Genomic DNA, 18,269 nt, shown 5'->3' on the forward strand with positions numbered 1-18,269 from the left:
CAAAATTTAGCTTACTCACAAAACTAAGCATTTTCCCGGCGACGATTCGACGAAGAACCCGAATGATCTACTTCCGCAGCACGACGTTCTGAAGCCATCGGATCATATTCGAGAATCTCACCCTTAAAGACCCAGACCTTAACACCACAAATACCATAAGCGGTCTTAGCTTCTGCTGTACCGTAATCAACATCAGAACGCAAGGTATGAAGTGGAACACGACCTTCACGATACCATTCCATACGAGCAATTTCAGCACCACCAAGACGACCAGAACAGTTGATACGAATACCTTCTGCACCAAGACGTAAAGCCGATTGAACTGCACGCTTCATCGCACGCCGAAAAGCAACACGACGCTCTAGCTGCTGAGCAATGGATTGCGCAATAATTGTTGCATCAATCTCTGGCTTATGAATTTCCACAATATTTAATGAAGTCTCAGCATTTGTCATTTCCGAAAGCTTACGACGAAGTTTCTCGATATCAGCACCTTTTTTACCAATAATCAAACCAGGACGCGCTGAATAAATAGTTACACGACATTTCTTGTGAGGACGCTCAATAACAATCTTAGAAACAGCTGCTTGTTTGAGTTCTTCAAGCACATATAAACGAATCTTTAAGTCCTCATGAAGCAAACGTCCATATTCCCCACTATCAGCATACCAACGAGAATCCCAGGTCCGATTAACTCCAAGACGAAGTCCTATTGGATTGATCTTCTGACCCATTATGCGACCTCCACTTTTTCGATAACTTCACGAACAATAATAGTAAGATGCGAAAATGGACGTTCAATGCGACTAGCGCGCCCACGACCACGAACATGAAAACGCTTCATTACTATCGACTTACCAACATAAGCTTCTGCGACAACAAGCGAATCAATATCAAGATCATGATTATTCTCTGCATTTGCAACCGCTGATTCAAGAGTTTTTTTCACCGTCCCAGCAATACGTTTACGTGAAAATGTTAAATCAGCCAGTGCAGCACCAACTTTTTTACCACGAATCATCGCAGCAACCAAATTAAGTTTTTGCGGACTAACACGAATTGTCCGAGCCACAGCTTTCGCCTCATTATCTTTAAGCTGGCGCGGAAACTTAGCTTTTCCCATCCCTACTTCCTCTTCGCTTTCTTGTCTGCACCATGCCCATAATAAGTCCGGGTGGGAGCGAATTCACCAAACTTATGCCCAACCATCTCTTCTGAAACAGAAACAGGAATATGCTTATTGCCGTTGTGAACACCAAAAGTCAAACCAACAAATTGTGGTAAAATAGTAGAGCGTCGACTCCATATTTTTATAACTTCATTGCGCCCACTTGCACGTACCTTCTCTGCTTTACCAAGAAGATAGCCGTCAACAAACGGACCTTTCCAAACTGAACGAACCATTTCAGACTACCTTTCTCATTTCTTGCGCTGATGACGCGTACGCATAATAAACTTATCAGTGGCTTTATTGGAACGTGTACGCTTACCTTTCGTAGGCTTACCCCAAGGAGACACTGGATGACGCCCCCCTGATGTACGACCTTCACCACCACCATGTGGATGATCAACCGGATTCATAGCTACACCACGAACGTGGGGACGTCTGCCACGCCAACGTGACCTTCCTGCTTTACCATCATTAATGTTCGCATGATCAGGGTTTGAAACAGCACCAACAGTTGCAAAACACCCGCTAGATACCAAACGCTGTTCACCAGAATTAAGACGAAGAATAGCCATTCCCTGATCTCGCCCAACCAACTGCGCATAAGCACCAGCCGAACGTGCAATTTGACCACCTTTTCCCGGTTTCATCTCAACATTATGAATAATCGTACCCACTGGCATATTACCAAGCGGCATAGCATTACCTGGCTTAATATCAACATTTGATCCAGCAATAACAGAATCACCAACATCAAGGCGTTGCGGCGCAAGAATATAACTTAATTGTCCATCTTCATAGCGAATGAGCGCAATAAAAGCTGTACGATTGGGATCATATTCCAAACGTTCAACTTTTGCAGGAACATCACGTTTGAAACGCTTAAAATCAACAAACCTATAGCTACGCTTATGACCACCACCTTGAAAACGAGCAGTAACACGACCACGATTATTACGTCCACCTTTTGATGACAAACCCTCAGTCAAAGTTTTTACAGACTTACCCTTATAAAGACAAGAACGATCTACGATAACAAGCTGACGTTGCCCCGGCGTAGTTGGATTAAACTGCTTAAGTGCCATTATTCTTATCTCCGAGCCTCTTTAAAGACCTGTCGAAACGTCGATGGACTGACCACTCGCCAGTGTCACGATCGCTTTCTTGACATCATTTTGCCGACCGACAATACCTTTGAAACGCTTCACTTTACCTTTACGGACTATCGTGTTAACTGCTTTAACCTTAACGCTAAAAAGCGCTTCAACAGCAGCCTTAATCTCAGGCTTTGTCGCTTTCGGCGCGACATTAAAAGCAACTTGATTATATTCAGAAATCATAGTCGACTTTTCAGTAATAATTGGACTAACAATTACATCATAATGGCGAAGGTTTTTCATTTAAAACGCTCCTCAAGGACCTCGACAGCCGCTTTTGATAACACAAGTTTACTGCGACGCAAAATATCATAAACATTAATTCCTTGAATTGGCAAAATATCAATATTAGGAATATTAGACGTTGCACGAGAAAAATTGAGATCAACTTCGTTGCCACCAATTAAGAGAGCATTATCAAATCCAAGTTTAGAAAAACAAGAAACAAGCATTCTGGTTTTAGCATCTTTAACATTAAATTCATCAACGACAATTAAATCATCTGCCTTTAATTTCGCTGATAAAGCAAAACGTAATCCAAGTGCACGAATCTTCTTAGGCAGAGTATGCGCATGACTACGAACAACCGGACCATGTGCCTTACCACCACCTCGAAACTGTGGCGCACGAGCAGATGAGTGCCGAGCACGTCCAGTTCCTTTTTGCTTAAACATCTTCGCCCCTGTTCGCGACACGTCAGACCGCCCTTGGGACTGATGTGTCCCCTGTTGACGACGCGCAAGCTGCCAACGAACAACACGTTGCAAAATATCCTCACGCGGCACAAGACCAAAAACACTCTCAGAAACCTTTAACTTCCCAACTTCATTCCCATCAAGAGTTTTTATTAAAAGATCCATTATTCGGCCCCCTCAACTTCAGAAGTTTCCGTCACCGGAGCAACCATTTCCGTTTTCTCCTTCGCAAGTTGGCGAATACCAGCAGGCTTTGGTGCATTATCAGGAAGAGGTTTTTTTATAGCATCCCGCACCAAAATCCAAGCACCTTTAGAGCCAGAAACAGCACCACGCACTAAAATTAAACCACGTTCAACATCCGTTGAAACAACCTCAATATTTTGTGTTGTTACACGGACCTGACCCATATGGCCAGCCATTTTTTTACCTTTAAACACTTTACCTGGATCTTGACATTGCCCTGTCGAACCATGAGCACGATGTGTGATTGAATTACCATGTGAAGCACGGTGACCACCAAAATTATGCCGCTTCATAACACCAGCAAAACCCTTACCGATAGTCGTGCCTGTCACATCAACCCTTTGCCCCGGAACAAAATGTTCCGCTGTAATCTCAGTACCGATATCAAGAAGATTATCGGGACTCACACGAAATTCTGCTATCTTAGCTTTTGGCTCAACGGAAGCCTTGGCAAAATGTCCACGAAGAGCTTGCGAGGTATTTTTCACCTTAGCAAAACCTACACCTAATTGAACAGCAGTATAACCATTTTTCTCAACTGTACGCTGAGCAACAACTTGACAATTTTCCAAACGAAGTACCGTGACTGGCACATGTTCACCAGCATCATTATAAATACGGGTCATGCCCAGCTTCTGTGCTATTACACCTGAACGCATTGGGTCTGTTCCTTCCGTCCTCAAACCTCAGAGCTTAATCTCGACATCCACACCAGCAGAAAGATCGAGCTTCATAAGCGCATCTACTGTTTGCGGTGTTGGATCAACAATATCAAGAAGACGCTTATGTGTACGCATTTCAAACTGCTCACGGCTCTTCTTATCGATGTGCGGCCCACGATTGACCGTAAACTTCTCAATCCGCGTTGGAAGCGGAATAGGACCACGGACATTCGCACCGGTACGCTTAGCGGTAGACACAATCTCACGCGTCGACGCATCAAGAATTCTGTGATCAAACGCTTTCAAACGAATGCGGATATTTTGACTGTTCATGCTCATTATTTCCTTGTTATGCAAAACGCCTTTAACAATAAAAGCGCTCTTTCAACAACCATTATTTACTCAATGATCTTAGAAACGATACCTGCACCAACAGTACGACCACCTTCACGGATAGCAAAACGAAGTTTTTCTTCCATGGCAATTGGAACAATCAGAGAGACATCCATAGCAACATTATCACCAGGCATAACCATCTCTGTACCTTCTGGAAGCGTAACAATTCCCGTTACATCCGTAGTACGGAAATAAAACTGAGGACGATAATTCGTGAAAAATGGAGTATGACGACCACCTTCATCTTTCGTCAAAATGTAAGCCTCTGCTTTAAATCTCGTATGAGGTGTAACCGAAGCAGGCTTCGCCAAAACTTGTCCACGCTCAATCCCTTCACGATCAATACCACGAAGCAGCGCTCCAATATTATCACCCGCTTGCCCCTGATCTAAAAGCTTGCGGAACATTTCAACCCCTGTAACTGTTGTCTTAGAAGTTGGACGAATGCCGATAATCTCAACTTCTTCACCAACCTTAATAACACCACGCTCAACACGACCCGTCACAACAGTTCCACGACCCGAAATCGAAAAAACATCTTCAATTGGCATCAAAAACGGCTGATCAACAGGACGTTCAGGCGTCGGTATATAATTATCAACTTCACTCATCAAAAGACGAACCGCATCTTCACCAATGCTTTTATCTTTATCTTCAAGCGCTGCCAAAGCAGAACCTTTAACGATCGGAATATCGTCTCCTGGAAAATCATATTTCGACAATAACTCCCGAACTTCAAGCTCAACAAGCTCCAAAAGCTCAGCATCATCAACCTGATCAACCTTATTAAGAAAAACAACAATCGCTGGAACACCAACCTGACGGGCAAGAAGAATATGCTCACGTGTTTGAGGCATCGGACCATCAGCAGCTGAAACAACCAAAATCGCACCATCCATTTGCGCCGCGCCCGTGATCATGTTCTTCACATAATCCGCGTGACCTGGACAATCAACATGTGCATAATGCCGCTTCTCTGTTTCATATTCAACATGCGCTGTAGAAATAGTAATTCCACGTGCACGCTCCTCAGGCGCTGCATCAATTTGGTCATAGGCCTTAAATTCACCAAAATATTTCGTAATCGCTGCCGTCAACGAGGTCTTCCCATGGTCAACGTGACCAATCGTACCAATATTAACATGCGGTTTCGTGCGTTCAAATTTGCTCTTCGCCATTTGAGCTCTCCATTTTCTGTCCAAATCAAGGACTAAAGTTAAAAATTAATTACGCTACCTAAAATTACGCGTATTTCTTTTGTATCTCCAAAGCAACAGCCGAGGGGACAGGTTCATAATGATCAAACTGCATTGTATACTGTGCACGTCCTTGACTCATTGAACGAAGACTATTCACGTAACCAAACATATTCGCCAAAGGAACCATTGCATTCACAACCGTTGCAATACCACGCGCTTCAGTTCCTGAAATTTGACCGCGACGAGAATTTAAATCACCAATGACATCACCAACATAATCCTCGGGAGTAACAACCTCTACCTTCATAATAGGCTCAAGAAGTTGTGCACCAGCCTTTTTTGCACCATCTCGAAAAGCCGCACGAGCAGCAATTTCAAAAGCTAAAACAGAAGAATCAACATCATGATAACCACCATCGACCAAAGTAGCTTTTACACCAAGCATAGGGAAACCTGCAAGAGGACCAGACCCCATAACACTCTCAATCCCCTTTTGAACACCCGGAATATATTCTTTAGGGACAGCTCCACCAACGATTTTCGACTCAAAAATGAAATCATCACCATCATGAGGTTCAAAAATAATCTTCACACGAGCAAACTGCCCAGCTCCACCCGACTGCTTTTTATGCGTATAATCAATTTCCGCAATTTTTGTAATCGACTCACGATAAGCAACCTGAGGCTGCCCAACATTAGCTTCAACCTTAAACTCACGCCGCATACGATCAACAATAATATCAAGATGAAGCTCACCCATTCCAGCAATAATCGTTTGGCCTGATTCCTCATCCGATTTAACACGAAACGAAGGATCCTCAGCCGCCAAACGATTAAGTGCAATACCCATCTTTTCTTGATCTGCTTTCGTTTTCGGCTCAATCGCAATTTCAATAACAGGCTCTGGAAATTCCATCCGCTCCAAAATAACAGGTTTGAGAGGATCACAAAGAGTATCACCTGTTGTTGTTTCTTTAAGCCCTGCAAGAGCAACAATATCACCTGCAAAAGCCTCTTCAATATCTTCACGAGAATTTGAATGCATTTGAAGCATACGCCCCAAACGCTCTTTCTTCCTTTTTACAGTATTTTCAAGAGAAATACCTTTTTGAACCTTACCAGAATAAATACGACAAAAAGTCAACGACCCTACAAAAGGATCATTCATAATCTTAAAAGCAAGCATAGAAAGTGGAGCATCATCTGAAGATTCACGTGTTGTTTCACCTTCAGTCTTCACATCAACTCCACTAATTGCAGGTACATCAACAGGAGAAGGAAGATAAGAAACAACAGCATCCAAAAGAGGTTGGACGCCTTTATTTTTAAAAGCAGTACCACACAAAACTGGATGAAACTGAACCTCCACGGTCCCCTTACGAATGAGAGCAACAAGCTGTTCATTGGTTGGCATCACACCTTCCAAATAAGCCTCCGTCGCAGCCTCATCAACTTCAACGGCCATCTCAACTAATTTTTCACGATACTCTTCAGCTTTCTCCTTCAAACCAGAAGGAATTTCACCAACCGTTGCCGAAGCACCAATAGAACCATCCCACCTTAATGCCTGCATCTCAATAAGATCAACAACACCTTCAAAATCATTCTCAGCACCAATTGGCAATTGTAAAACCAGTGCCTTAGCACCCAAACGCGAACCAACCATTTCCACGCTACGATAAAAATCAGCACCTATTTTATCCATTTTATTCACAAACACCATGCGTGGTACGCGATATTTCTCAGCCTGACGCCAAACGGTTTCTGTCTGAGGCTCCACACCAGCGTTTGCATCCAGCAACGCTATCGCACCATCAAGAACACGCAAAGAACGCTCAACCTCAATCGTAAAGTCAACATGCCCCGGCGTATCAATGATATTAAAACGCCGCTTCCGACCATCACGCCCCTCCCAAAAGGTCGTCGTAGCAGCAGAGGTAATCGTAATACCACGCTCTTGCTCCTGCTCCATCCAATCCATCGTAGAAGCACCATCATGGGTTTCACCGATTTTATGATTCTTACCGGTATAGAACAAAATACGCTCAGTCATAGTGGTTTTACCGGCATCAATATGTGCCATAATACCAAAATTACGATAATCTTCAATTTTATATTCGCGAGCCATTGCACTTGCCTTAGTTTTCTTAAACACACCTACCAGCGATAATGAGAGAATGCACGATTAGCTTCAGCCATACGATGAACATCTTCACGCTTCTTCACTGCAGAACCACGATTATTAGCTGCATCCATCAATTCACCAGAAAGACGATCAATCATTGTCGCCTCATTACGCCCACGCGCTGCCGAAATTAACCAGCGAATAGCAAGAGCTTGACGACGATCAGGACGAACATCAATCGGAACCTGGTAAGTAGCACCACCAACACGACGTGAACGCACCTCAATATGAGGAGCAACATTTTCTAACGCCCGATGAAACAAAGCCACAGGATCTGATTTCACCTTACTCTCTACAACATCAAGCGCACCATAAACAATACGCTCAGCAACGGACTTTTTACCATCAAACATAATGGCATTCATAAATTTTGTAATGACCAAATCACCAAATTTAGGATCTGGATTAATTTCACGTTTTTCTGCTTTATGGCGACGGGACATTGGCTCTGTCTCTCAATATTATTTTGGACGCTTCGCGCCATACTTTGAACGACGCTGTTTACGATTCTTGACACCCTGTGTATCAAGCAACCCACGGATAATGTGATACCGAACTCCCGGCAAATCTTTCACACGACCACCACGAATCATCACAACAGAGTGCTCTTGAAGATTATGCCCCTCCCCAGGAATATAACCAATCACCTCAAATCCATTTGTCAAACGGACTTTAGCAACTTTACGAAGAGCAGAATTTGGTTTCTTCGGCGTCGTTGTATAAACACGCGTACAAACACCACGTTTCTGTGGATTCGACTGAAGAGCAGGAACCTTATTACGCTTAATTGGCGTAATACGCGGCTTGCGAATCAACTGATTTACGGTAGGCATGTAACCTTCCTCTTTTCGATCTACGTTCGTTTCACCCACTTGGGCTTCATTTATTTTCATTTATTCCGAATACAATCGGAGTAAACACTTAAGCTTAAGCTTACACACAAAATCGGGCACGCTTGCTATAAACAGCTTACCCGACTAAAAGCAGAGAAGGCAATAGCCTCTTGCGCTGGCATTTGCTTTTAATTTCCTAATCAACCCCTGTACAAATGACCTTCTAGAATAACACTCAAAAAGTGCTCATCACTCTTAACACCGGTTGTAATAGTTTCTAATAGCGAGAACACATACATTCGTCAAGAACTAAACATCAGAAAGTTTCTAAAAATAAAAATAAATTAAACCGTAAAATATCAAATTTAGCTTTTAGCAGGCGCTCTTGATAAATCAGATTACCATAGTAATATCCGCCTCACAATAATTAATAGAGAGGCAACATATCGGGGGATGTGTATAGTCGAAGACATTTATAGAACGCTTTAACATCGTAATTTAACAAATTGCATATAGGGCATTATAACGCACATATAACACTTAAGATTGAGTATCATGAAAATAGTAACGTGGAATATTGCTGGAATAAAAGCACGGCATGAAACATTATATCAATGGCTACAGCAAAATCGGCCTGATATAGTCTGTTTACAAGAAATCAAAAGTACCGATGAGAATTTTCCACGCGATGCAATTGAAAGCTTAGGTTATCACATAGAAACACACGGACAAAAAAGTTTTAATGGGGTTGCGATTCTCTCCAAAAAAACACCCGATGAAGTTATCCGCCAACTACCAGGCAATGACAAAGATGAACAAACACGTTACATTGAAGCCGTTTATTCAACAAATAAAGGTGTTATTCGTGTTGCATCACTCTATCTTCCGAATGGTAATCCCATCAACAGCGAAAAATATCCTTATAAAATGGAATGGATGGAAAGATTGTATACACATGCAAAATCATTGCTAAAATATGAAGAACCTCTTGTTCTAGCTGGCGATTATAATGTCATCCCGACCCCATTGGATGCAAAAACCCCTAAAGAATGGAGTGATGACGCCTTATTTCTTCCACAAACAAGACAAGCATTCCAACGCATTATTCATTTGGGTTTTTATGACGCTATTCGTAATGTCACAGATACTCCCTCATTCAGCTTCTGGGATTTTCAGGCTGCCGCATGGCGCAAAAACAACGGGATCCGTATTGATCACTTGCTTTTATCACCAGAAGCTGTCGATCAGCTTATTTGCGCTTATAGCCAAAAAGAAGTAAGAGGCTACCAAAAACCATCTGATCATACTCCCGTTTGGATTGACCTTAATTTCAATTAACTAAAGTATAATAACTGTTTCATTGAGATAATAAAAAAATATCCCAATGAGAATAATAAATATGTTATACAGCCTATGGTAATCCAAAAAAACAAAAAGAAATCGTAAATGCATGGAGTAAAGAATGAGAAAATCACTTTTAATATTCATTGCAGCAACCACAACCATCATTGGACTGATAGGTATTGCAAAAGCTGAAAATGATACGCTTGAAAAAATAAAAAAAACGGGGGAAGTTACTCTAGGTGTTCGCGAATCATCTGGTTTAGGTTATGCTCTTGGTAATGGAAAATATGTAGGCTTTCACACAGAAATGGCAGAGCATATCATTGATGACATTTCAAAAAAAATTGGTAAACCAATTAAAATTCATTATCTCCCCATCACATCACAAAATAGAATTCCTCTACTGCAGAACAATACCTATGATTTTGAATGTGGCTCAACAACAAATGATATTTTTCGTAGTAAAGAAGCAGCATTTGCTTACACCACTTATGTTGAAGAAGTTCGGATTGCCGTAAAGAAAAATTCTAACATTAAATCCCTTGAAGATTTAAACGGAAAAACAATTGCCACCACCACTGGAACAACCGCTGTTCAGCTTATTCGCAAAAACAAACGTGCAAAAAACATTAACTTTAAGGTCGTAAAGGGCAAAGACCATGGAGATAGCTTCTTATTACTAGAATCAGGCCGTGCAGACGCATTTATCATGGATGCCTCAATTCTTGCGGGGCATATTGCTAAATCAAAAAATCCATCTGATTATGTCATCCTTGATACGGTACTTTCAGTCGAACCCATTGCTTGTATGCTCCGATTAAATGACCAAAACTTGGAACACGCAATCAATGAGAGCATCGTGCACCAAATCAAAGACCATTCACTTGAAAAACTTTATGATAAATGGTTTATGAAACCAATCCCACCTGCAAATACTATTGTCAATCTTGCCTTATCCGAATTGACAAAATATGCTTGGGAACATCCAAACAATAAGCCTCGTGAAGACTACTCAGAAAATAATTTATAGAATTTTAAAAAAGCACAATCACACTCTTTAGAAAATTAAGTGTCATTGTGCTTTTGTTTATTTTGCAATAAATTTAGCCATATGTAAACATGGCGGATTTATTGTTTCATTTGCAAATAATTCAATTTAGGAAATATCAATTAATGGACTTTTCTTTCCTTTGTAAAGATGATCTTACCCAAACACTGGTAGCGGGATGCCTGGGAATCCCTGGTGTCAGTCATACCTATTTAGATACATTGCTCGAGAGTTTAAAAAATACATTTGTCTTATCCATCTCCTCACTGATTTTAGCTATATTTTTAGGTGTTATTGTAGGAACAATGCGCACTCTACCAAACACATCCATGACCAATTGCTCATTTCGCACTATTGGTTATATTTGGGTGGAGGTTATGCGTAACATCCCTCTCCTTGTACAAGTATTTTTATGGTATTTTGTCGTACCTAAAATTTATCCACCAGCGATAAATTACTCACCTATTTTATTAATAACATGTGCCTTGGGATTCTTTACATCTGCTCGGATTGCAGAACAGGTTCGCTCAGGCATTGAAGCTATTTCTTCTGGACAACGCTATGCAGCTATGGCAATGGGATTTACAACATATCAAATTTACCGTTACATCATATTACCACGCGCTATGCGCACAATCATGCCACCGCTTACTTCAGAAGCAATGGGGATTGTAAAAAATTCATCTATAGCATTCGCTGTTTCAATAAATGAACTCATGCAATTCCAATATCAAACGATTGAAGAAATGAGTCATGTTTATGAAAATTATCTAATCGTTACGATTCTTTATATTTTTATAGCCCTATTTATATTCATCATTATGACAGTCATTGAACAAATGCTCAAAATTCCGAATTTTCAAACAAAGGGACATTGAATAATGATAAATTCTGTAAGCTCCAAGTTTGGATTTTATTTTCCTTTCAATTTTTCAAATTTTGATTTTTCATTTTTTACTTTTGATATATTCTGCTCTTACATTCTATCAGGATTACTCTTTAGTGTTTTTCTAACTTTTTTTGCAACGATATTGGGGCTTATTTTCGGCACACTCTTAGCGATGATGCGGCTTTCTTGCACTAAATTACTTTCCTCACTGGCAATAATTTACACAACAGCTATGCGTTCAATACCACTTGTTATGGTTATTTTATGGTTTTTTGTGCTTTTACCTTTCATTACCGGTACATCAATCGGTGCAAATAAATCAGCACTCATTACCTTTACTGCATTTGAAACCGCTTATTTTGCCGAAATTATACGTGCTGGTATAAATTCAGTTTCGCAAGGACAAAAACACGCGGGACAAGCTCTTGGAATGACATACTGGCAAAATATGTATATTGTAATTCTTCCCCAAGCTTTTAGAGACATGCTGCCAGTCTTTTTAACACAGGTTATTATCCTCTTCCAGGACACAACCCTTGTTTACGCAATCAGTGGCAATAGCCTTCTGAATGGTTTTGATATTGTTGCTAACAATTTTGGTGTAAAGCAAGAAGCTTATATCTTGGCAGCTATTTTCTATTTTGTTATCTGCTTCACATTGTCGCAGATAGTTTTATATCTACAGAAAAAAATATCCATTATTCGCTAACAGGAGAAAAAATGTCTACTCATATGATCGAAATAAAAAATGTTTCTAACTGGTATGGCGAAATCAATGTGCTCAAAAACTGCACAACTACTATTGACAAAGGGGAAGTTGTTGTAATTTGTGGACCGTCTGGTTCAGGTAAGTCGACACTTATTAAAACTATTAATGCTTTGGTCCCTTTTCAAAAAGGTGAAATTTGGATTGATGGAACACCTGTTCATTCAAAAAAAACCAATCTGTCTAAATTGCGCAGTCATGTAGGAATGGTATTTCAACACTTCGAGCTTTTTCCACATTTATCTGTCATAGAAAATTTAACAATTGCACAAATCAAAGTCCTAAAGCGCAGCAAAAAAGAAGCCCTTGAACGCGCTTTATTATATCTTGAACGCGTTGGACTAATTGAACATAAAAATAAATACCCCGGTCAACTTTCCGGAGGTCAACAACAACGTGTTGCTATTGCACGTGCTTTAACCATGGATCCACTCGTTATGCTTTTTGATGAACCAACATCTGCTCTAGATCCTGAAATGGTAGGTGAAGTATTAGATGTCATGATCAGCTTAGCAGAAGAAGGTATGACAATGATTTGTGTAACGCATGAAATGGGGTTTGCTCAAAAAGTCTCAGAGCGTGTTATTTTCATGGATCAAGGAAGAATTCTCGAAGACTGTTCATCCAAAGAGTTCTTTTCTTCTCCACAAGACAGAACACCGCGCGCGCAAGAATTTCTGTCTAAAATCCTTAACCATTAATCATGAAGTAAGACAAAAGCTGTTTCTATTACGAAACCATACATAAAAATTCAAACTTTAATCTTGAGAGATAAGAAAAACATTAAAGTAAAATATTCAAAAACTGTTGTTTTTTAACATATCAGCAACGAGTGACATTGCCCTACTTCTCTCAAATTCATCACAAGTAGCAAAAGCGCGCTCTTGCAGAGGACCGATCCAATCTCGATCTTTTGGGTTAGCTTTTTCATATGCAGCAGTTAACATCGCTACCCCACGCACTGTTTTTCCTGCCTGAAATAGCATGTTTCCAAGCATCGCTTGAGCAGGGGGATTCCCTTTTCTTGCAGAAAGCTGAAACCATCTTGCTGCTTGTACAAGATTTTTCTCTCTACCCTCTCCTTTTAAAAATATTTCTCCTAAATAGTACTGAGCTTTAGGATTTCCATAATTCATCGCAGCTTGCATATAAAGACGAGCAGCATAAGAAGGATTAGATTTTACAGGTGATTGAGGAATACCTTTTTTTATATATCCCGCAAGTTCAACCAACGCATCAGAAACATAACTTTCATTCTCTGAATCAAGATCAGCACCTTTTTCCACGATATATGCAAAAAAGTTATATGCTTTATAATTATCTTCAGGGACACCATCACCATCTGCATAGATGTGGCCAAGTTTCCAATTCGCACCAATATGCCCCATATTGGCGGCACAACGTAATGCTGCAATAGCTTGATTTATTTGTCCATTTTTATAAGCAGACATACCACGTTTAAAAAAATAAAATGAATTATAAGACGCTTTCTGTGCGCTATTTACATCCATTCCATAAACATTATTAGAAAAAAAACCACTTAAAATAATAATAATTGCTGTTTTTTTCCATAATTTAAGCCTGTTTAGCATCTGAAATTCCCCCCTTTATATCAGTTTAAATCTTACAACTGCTGCAAACTTCTTTGTATGCATTCAAAATCTTTTTCTTAGTAAAAAAAAACAAAATATTTTGAAACAATTATTTTAACAAAAAAGGGAGATAAATAGGAATTGCAAAAAATACTTTACCAAAAAAAAGCTTTTACATTTTCGTGCAATAATTTGATTTTTAAGTATAAATTTTTATTCTGTATCCTGTATCAGATCCCTTAATATTATAGGTTATTTCCAAAATCCTTATTATGAATAAGTAGAAACTGTTCAATAAAGAGACATCTGTATTTTGAAAAGCAGTCTTAGAATGGGTAAAACATGTGATAACCTAACCACTTTAATGCGAGAACAATAAGCAAAACAAAAGAGAATGATGCTAATCACTAACTAATTCATAAACGGAAAAATGGTAAAGCGATGTAGACTTTCCATTATAACATTCAGGAAAAACGTATTATAGTATTCATGAATAATGTTAGAAGATAATATTGGAAGAAAGGAGACATTCTTTTTTAGAAAATCTATAAATGAACAGCATAATGGTATGGAATGATCCATGAGAAGAAAAAAATAAAAAGGTGCAACTATACCAACCGCTCTAAAGCAAGAGATATTTTCTTCTGTGCAGTACGCAATTCTACTATCCTATTACGTTCAACCTCAACAATTTCTGGTTTTGCATTTTCTATAAATTTAGGATTACTCAGTTTAGCCGATAGTTTCTCAATATCTTGTTCAATTTTACTGACATCTTTCATCAAACGAGCACGTTCAGCTTCTAAATCAATCAACTGACCCAATGGTAAACAAAAAATCGCCTCTCCTAAAATCATTTGCGCTGAGAGAGCTGGAGCTTTATCAGAGAAACTAATTGTTTCAACACGTGCTAATTTTTTAAGAAGAGACTCATAAAGCTCAACACGCTTTAGCGTTAATTCTCCTCCCTCTACAATAACAAGAGGTGCTAACGCAGCCGCAGGAATATTCATTTCAAAACGCACAGATCGAATCGCACTCACAGCATCAATAAGCCAATTAATATCAGAAGCAGCTTCTTCATCTGAAAAACTTGCTTCTGGCCATTGTATCAATGCTAGCATATCCTCACGTTTCATGCCTAGTGTTTCAGTGAGAGACCATAATTCCTCCGTCATATGAGGCATAAAAGGATGAAGAAGTTTATAGACTTCATCCAAAACCCAAGCCGTACACGCCTGCACTTCGTTTTTAGCATCTTCATTGGAGCCTTGAAAGATAGGTTTGAGAAGTTCCAGGTACCAATCACATAATGTATTCCAAATGAAGCGGTAAAGCGCACTAGCTGACTCATTAAATTTATAGTTTTCAATTCCAGTTGTCACTGCCACAACAGTTTTAGACAATTCTGTTAAAATCCACCGATTAAGCGCAAGTTTTGCTTTTTCCGGCTTAAAGTCCGGGTCATGCTTAACACCGTTCATCTGTGCAAACCGAGTAGCATTCCACAATTTCGTAGCAAAATTACGATAACCTGCAATACGGGATGGATCAAGTTTTACATCACGCCCTTGTGCCGCCATAATAGCCAAAGTAAAACGGAGTGAATCCGCACTATATTGATCAATGAGCTCTAAAGGATCAATAATGTTCCCCTTAGACTTTGACATTTTTGCACCCTTCTGATCCCGTACGAGAGCATGTACATAAACCGTTGGGAAAGGAACCTCACCCATAAAGTGCAGTCCCATCATCATCATGCGAGCAACCCAAAAGAAAATGATATCAAACCCTGTAACCGATAGAGATGTTGGATAAAAGGTAGCTAATTCGGGCGTTTTATTAGGCCAACCAAGAGTTGAAAAAGGCCAAAGAGCTGATGAAAACCAAGTATCCAAAACATCCGGATCACGGGTTAAATTAACCACTTCACCGTAATGAGAGAGAGCTGAATTTAAAGCTTCTTCTTCACTCTTTTCAACAAAGACCCTCCCATCAGGACCATACCAAGCTGGAATCTGATGCCCCCACCATAACTGGCGCGAAACACACCAAGGTTGAATATTTTGCATCCAATTAAAATAGGTTTTTTGCCAACTATCTGGAATAAATTGCGTTTTTCCTTGATGAACAGCCTCTATCGCTGGCTTCGCTAATTCTGCAGCATTAACATACCATTGATCTGTCAAAAAGGGTTCAATAGGTACACCGCTGCGATCTCCATAAGGAACGGTATGTGGATGATCATCAACGGTTACCAAATATCCTTTCTCTTCCATCAAAGAAACAATTTGATCACGTGCAATAAAACGATCCTTTTGATCGAGATCTTTGACCAACATTTTTAACGCATCGGATAAGACCACTCCCTCAAAAAATGCTTCATTCTCATGCAGAAAAACTTCAGCTTTTTCAGTAAAGATATTGATCAAGCGTAAATTATTGCGCCTACCCACTTCAAAATCATTAAAGTCATGTGCTGGCGTGATTTTTACAGCACCACTTCCCTCATCAGGATTGGCATAAGCATCAGCAACAATCGACAACCTACGCCCCACAAGGGGTAAAATAGCATTTTGACCTATAAGATTTCTATAACGATCATCTTCAGGATTAACCGCAATTCCTGTATCACCGAGCATTGTTTCTGGCCGTGTTGTAGCAACTGTGATAAAAGTTGTAGCATCACTTGGGTCAAAAAGTTTACCTTCAAGTGGATACCTAAAGTGCCACAAATGCCCCTTAACTTCTTTTTGCTCAACTTCTAGATCTGAAATAGCCGTTAATAATTTAGGATCCCAATTGACAAGACGCTTGTCCCTATATATCAGCCCTTGCTTATAAAGCGTGACAAAAACTTCACGAACAGCCTCGGACAAACCATCGTCCATTGTAAACCGCTCACGCGACCAGTCACAAGAAACACCAAGACGACGTAGCTGGTTTGCAATAACGCCACCAGTTTCATAACGCCATTCCCAAATACGCTCAACAAATTTTTCTCTGCCCATTTCTTGACGTGTTGGCTCTTGACGTTCTGCGAGCTGACGCTCGACAACCATTTGCGTAGCAATCCCTGCATGATCCATACCAGGTTGCCACAATACATTCTTGCCACGCATCCGTTGAAATCGGACTACAATGTCTTGAATTGTGGTATTGAGTGCGTGCCCCATATGAAGTGAGCCTGTAACATTGGGCGGTGGTAGCATAACACAAAAAGATTGCGCAGCACTTTTAGAACCCATTCCCGCTTTAAAAGCACCCCGAGCTTCCCACTTTTTTGCAATCCGCTGCTCTATAGAAGCAGCATCATAGTTTTTCTCTAACATTCTCTTCATCCATAACGCACAAAAGTGCACCGTACGATCTAAATCCGATCATACTCTCTGCAAAACCCAATTACTCACATAAAATCTGCAAAACTACAAACAAAACGAACATATAAGAAAATAATGAGAAAAAAATTAAGACGACTTCTTAATTGCCCTAACGATCTCTTCCCGTAAAATATCTTCAAGCAAAACGGGCAATTTATGCTGTAACCACTCTGCTATAGCCGGACGCAACACATCCTTTGCAATCTTCTCTGCAGAAGAAATACAATACGCAGACAATTCTACATGACCAGCAATTACATTTTCAGATTGTGAAAAGGGCTTATTATGTTCTTGTGTTCTATGAACAGAACTCTGTTCTTCAGAAGAACGCTTCATCTTTTGCATATCCACACCGACAGTATTATTTTCAGCCTCTATACTCTCTTTGTCTTTCGTTAAAGAAAAATCATGGTTCTCAGAAGAGAGACCAATGCGATCAGCAAGAGCTTTCATCGCATCATCAACTGATAAGCTTGTATCATAAACACCTTCCGATGGTATCTCTAAATTTTCTCTCGAAGAATTCCCCGCAGCGCCTTCATTTGAAAAGTAATCAGGATGAACTGCATTCTCCTCGATGATTTCACGAATAGATGTTAAAATCTCATCCATACTTGGCTCACGTAACACGCTTGAACTCTGTACCATACTTAAAAACCTCTCAAAGACGCAACAACAAACAGAATCACACTTTTAGTGTAAGCAAAAG

20 protein-coding genes are annotated in these 18,269 nt (G+C 40.1%); 5 read left to right on the top strand and 15 right to left on the bottom strand.

Annotated features, from left to right (window positions below; genetic code table 11):
* Positions 1-23: 23 nt before the first annotated feature.
* The 12 genes from rpsC to rpsL all read right to left on the bottom strand — a co-directional run bounded on the left by rpsC (position 24) and on the right by rpsL (position 8,541).
* Positions 24-734: a 30S ribosomal protein S3 gene (rpsC, locus tag AYT27_RS05330; RefSeq protein WP_011180908.1), complete on the bottom strand. Its 711-nt coding sequence runs from the start codon at positions 732-734 to the stop codon at positions 24-26.
* Positions 734-1,123, bottom strand: coding sequence for a 50S ribosomal protein L22 (gene rplV, locus AYT27_RS05335; protein ID WP_011180909.1), 390 nt, complete (start codon positions 1,121-1,123; stop codon positions 734-736). Before rplV ends, rpsC begins: the two co-directional genes overlap by 1 nt.
* Positions 1,124-1,125: 2 nt before the next feature.
* Complete coding sequence (rpsS, locus tag AYT27_RS05340; protein ID WP_011180910.1) at positions 1,126-1,404, bottom strand: 30S ribosomal protein S19; 279 nt, start codon at positions 1,402-1,404, stop codon at positions 1,126-1,128.
* 15 nt (positions 1,405-1,419) lie between these two features.
* Complete coding sequence (rplB, locus tag AYT27_RS05345) at positions 1,420-2,253, bottom strand: 50S ribosomal protein L2 (protein ID WP_011180911.1); 834 nt, start codon at positions 2,251-2,253, stop codon at positions 1,420-1,422.
* A gap of 21 nt (positions 2,254-2,274) precedes the next feature.
* A complete protein-coding gene (locus AYT27_RS05350) occupies positions 2,275-2,568 on the bottom strand; it encodes a 50S ribosomal protein L23 (RefSeq protein WP_011180912.1) in 294 nt (97 codons plus the stop codon).
* Positions 2,565-3,185, bottom strand: coding sequence for a 50S ribosomal protein L4 (gene rplD, locus AYT27_RS05355; RefSeq protein ID WP_011180913.1), 621 nt, complete (start codon positions 3,183-3,185; stop codon positions 2,565-2,567). Before rplD ends, AYT27_RS05350 begins: the two co-directional genes overlap by 4 nt.
* Entirely contained in the window at positions 3,185-3,925 is a 741-nt protein-coding gene (rplC, locus tag AYT27_RS05360) for a 50S ribosomal protein L3 (RefSeq protein WP_011180914.1), read from the bottom strand. The genes rplD and rplC overlap by 1 nt, the downstream gene beginning before the upstream one ends.
* 27 nt (positions 3,926-3,952) lie before the next feature.
* Positions 3,953-4,261, bottom strand: coding sequence for a 30S ribosomal protein S10 (rpsJ, locus tag AYT27_RS05365; protein ID WP_004855744.1), 309 nt, complete (start codon positions 4,259-4,261; stop codon positions 3,953-3,955).
* 65 nt (positions 4,262-4,326) lie between these two features.
* Complete coding sequence (gene tuf, locus AYT27_RS05370) at positions 4,327-5,502, bottom strand: elongation factor Tu (RefSeq protein WP_011180527.1); 1,176 nt, start codon at positions 5,500-5,502, stop codon at positions 4,327-4,329.
* Positions 5,503-5,566: 64 nt separating this feature from the next.
* The gene (fusA, locus tag AYT27_RS05375; RefSeq protein ID WP_011180915.1) at positions 5,567-7,651 is read right to left on the bottom strand and encodes an elongation factor G; all 2,085 of its coding nucleotides are present in this window, start codon (positions 7,649-7,651) and stop codon (positions 5,567-5,569) included.
* A gap of 29 nt (positions 7,652-7,680) precedes the next feature.
* On the bottom strand, positions 7,681-8,151 hold the full coding sequence (gene rpsG, locus AYT27_RS05380) for a 30S ribosomal protein S7 (protein WP_011180916.1): 471 nt from the start codon (positions 8,149-8,151) through the stop codon (positions 7,681-7,683).
* Between the two features lie 18 nt (positions 8,152-8,169).
* Positions 8,170-8,541 (bottom strand): 30S ribosomal protein S12, encoded by a 372-nt coding sequence (gene rpsL, locus AYT27_RS05385; RefSeq protein WP_011180917.1) that lies wholly within the window; start codon positions 8,539-8,541, stop codon positions 8,170-8,172.
* A gap of 555 nt (positions 8,542-9,096) precedes the next feature.
* Between rpsL and xth the strand changes: the two genes are divergently transcribed.
* From xth to AYT27_RS05410, 5 genes are all read left to right on the top strand, one after another.
* Complete coding sequence (gene xth, locus AYT27_RS05390; RefSeq protein ID WP_011180918.1) at positions 9,097-9,879, top strand: exodeoxyribonuclease III; 783 nt, start codon at positions 9,097-9,099, stop codon at positions 9,877-9,879.
* Between the two features lie 124 nt (positions 9,880-10,003).
* Complete coding sequence (locus AYT27_RS05395; protein ID WP_011180919.1) at positions 10,004-10,915, top strand: transporter substrate-binding domain-containing protein; 912 nt, start codon at positions 10,004-10,006, stop codon at positions 10,913-10,915.
* A 143-nt stretch (positions 10,916-11,058) separates the two neighbouring features.
* A complete protein-coding gene (locus AYT27_RS05400; RefSeq protein ID WP_011180920.1) occupies positions 11,059-11,811 on the top strand; it encodes an amino acid ABC transporter permease in 753 nt (250 codons plus the stop codon).
* Positions 11,812-11,814: 3 nt separating this feature from the next.
* The gene (locus AYT27_RS05405; protein ID WP_011180921.1) at positions 11,815-12,531 is read left to right on the top strand and encodes an amino acid ABC transporter permease; all 717 of its coding nucleotides are present in this window, start codon (positions 11,815-11,817) and stop codon (positions 12,529-12,531) included.
* 11 nt (positions 12,532-12,542) lie between these two features.
* A complete protein-coding gene (locus tag AYT27_RS05410; RefSeq protein ID WP_011180922.1) occupies positions 12,543-13,289 on the top strand; it encodes an amino acid ABC transporter ATP-binding protein in 747 nt (248 codons plus the stop codon).
* 96 nt (positions 13,290-13,385) lie between these two features.
* On the opposite strand, the gene AYT27_RS05415 is transcribed toward AYT27_RS05410, so the two are convergent.
* The 3 genes from AYT27_RS05415 to AYT27_RS05425 all read right to left on the bottom strand — a co-directional run bounded on the left by AYT27_RS05415 (position 13,386) and on the right by AYT27_RS05425 (position 18,208).
* Positions 13,386-14,180: a tetratricopeptide repeat protein gene (locus AYT27_RS05415; protein ID WP_011180923.1), complete on the bottom strand. Its 795-nt coding sequence runs from the start codon at positions 14,178-14,180 to the stop codon at positions 13,386-13,388.
* 608 nt (positions 14,181-14,788) lie between these two features.
* Positions 14,789-17,512, bottom strand: a complete 2,724-nt coding sequence (locus AYT27_RS05420; protein ID WP_011180924.1) for a valine--tRNA ligase — start codon at positions 17,510-17,512, stop codon at positions 14,789-14,791.
* A 135-nt stretch (positions 17,513-17,647) separates the two neighbouring features.
* Complete coding sequence (locus tag AYT27_RS05425; RefSeq protein ID WP_011180925.1) at positions 17,648-18,208, bottom strand: DUF2497 domain-containing protein; 561 nt, start codon at positions 18,206-18,208, stop codon at positions 17,648-17,650.
* Between the last annotated feature and the right edge of the window lie 61 nt (positions 18,209-18,269).

Origin of the sequence: Bartonella henselae str. Houston-1, from assembly GCF_000046705.1 — a bacterium.
GTDB classification, from domain to species: Bacteria; Pseudomonadota; Alphaproteobacteria; order Rhizobiales; family Rhizobiaceae; genus Bartonella; species Bartonella henselae.

What these genes read in the sequence shown, in the direction of transcription:
- AYT27_RS05405 (WP_011180921.1), top strand. Translation starts at nt 11,815, where the DNA reads ATGATAAATTCTGTAAGCTCCAAGTTTGGATTTTATTTTCCTTTCAAT.
- rplC (WP_011180914.1), bottom strand. Translation starts at nt 3,925, where the DNA reads ATGCGTTCAGGTGTAATAGCACAGAAGCTGGGCATGACCCGTATTTAT.
- AYT27_RS05410 (WP_011180922.1), top strand. Translation starts at nt 12,543, where the DNA reads ATGTCTACTCATATGATCGAAATAAAAAATGTTTCTAACTGGTATGGC.
- rpsC (WP_011180908.1), bottom strand. Translation starts at nt 734, where the DNA reads ATGGGTCAGAAGATCAATCCAATAGGACTTCGTCTTGGAGTTAATCGG.
- AYT27_RS05350 (WP_011180912.1), bottom strand. Translation starts at nt 2,568, where the DNA reads ATGAAAAACCTTCGCCATTATGATGTAATTGTTAGTCCAATTATTACT.
- rplV (WP_011180909.1), bottom strand. Translation starts at nt 1,123, where the DNA reads ATGGGAAAAGCTAAGTTTCCGCGCCAGCTTAAAGATAATGAGGCGAAA.
- AYT27_RS05395 (WP_011180919.1), top strand. Translation starts at nt 10,004, where the DNA reads ATGAGAAAATCACTTTTAATATTCATTGCAGCAACCACAACCATCATT.
- AYT27_RS05420 (WP_011180924.1), bottom strand. Translation starts at nt 17,512, where the DNA reads ATGTTAGAGAAAAACTATGATGCTGCTTCTATAGAGCAGCGGATTGCA.
- tuf (WP_011180527.1), bottom strand. Translation starts at nt 5,502, where the DNA reads ATGGCGAAGAGCAAATTTGAACGCACGAAACCGCATGTTAATATTGGT.
- xth (WP_011180918.1), top strand. Translation starts at nt 9,097, where the DNA reads ATGAAAATAGTAACGTGGAATATTGCTGGAATAAAAGCACGGCATGAA.
- AYT27_RS05415 (WP_011180923.1), bottom strand. Translation starts at nt 14,180, where the DNA reads ATGCTAAACAGGCTTAAATTATGGAAAAAAACAGCAATTATTATTATT.
- AYT27_RS05425 (WP_011180925.1), bottom strand. Translation starts at nt 18,208, where the DNA reads ATGGTACAGAGTTCAAGCGTGTTACGTGAGCCAAGTATGGATGAGATT.
- rpsS (WP_011180910.1), bottom strand. Translation starts at nt 1,404, where the DNA reads ATGGTTCGTTCAGTTTGGAAAGGTCCGTTTGTTGACGGCTATCTTCTT.
- rplD (WP_011180913.1), bottom strand. Translation starts at nt 3,185, where the DNA reads ATGGATCTTTTAATAAAAACTCTTGATGGGAATGAAGTTGGGAAGTTA.
- rpsL (WP_011180917.1), bottom strand. Translation starts at nt 8,541, where the DNA reads ATGCCTACCGTAAATCAGTTGATTCGCAAGCCGCGTATTACGCCAATT.
- rpsJ (WP_004855744.1), bottom strand. Translation starts at nt 4,261, where the DNA reads ATGAACAGTCAAAATATCCGCATTCGTTTGAAAGCGTTTGATCACAGA.
- rplB (WP_011180911.1), bottom strand. Translation starts at nt 2,253, where the DNA reads ATGGCACTTAAGCAGTTTAATCCAACTACGCCGGGGCAACGTCAGCTT.
- AYT27_RS05400 (WP_011180920.1), top strand. Translation starts at nt 11,059, where the DNA reads ATGGACTTTTCTTTCCTTTGTAAAGATGATCTTACCCAAACACTGGTA.
- fusA (WP_011180915.1), bottom strand. Translation starts at nt 7,651, where the DNA reads ATGGCTCGCGAATATAAAATTGAAGATTATCGTAATTTTGGTATTATG.
- rpsG (WP_011180916.1), bottom strand. Translation starts at nt 8,151, where the DNA reads ATGTCCCGTCGCCATAAAGCAGAAAAACGTGAAATTAATCCAGATCCT.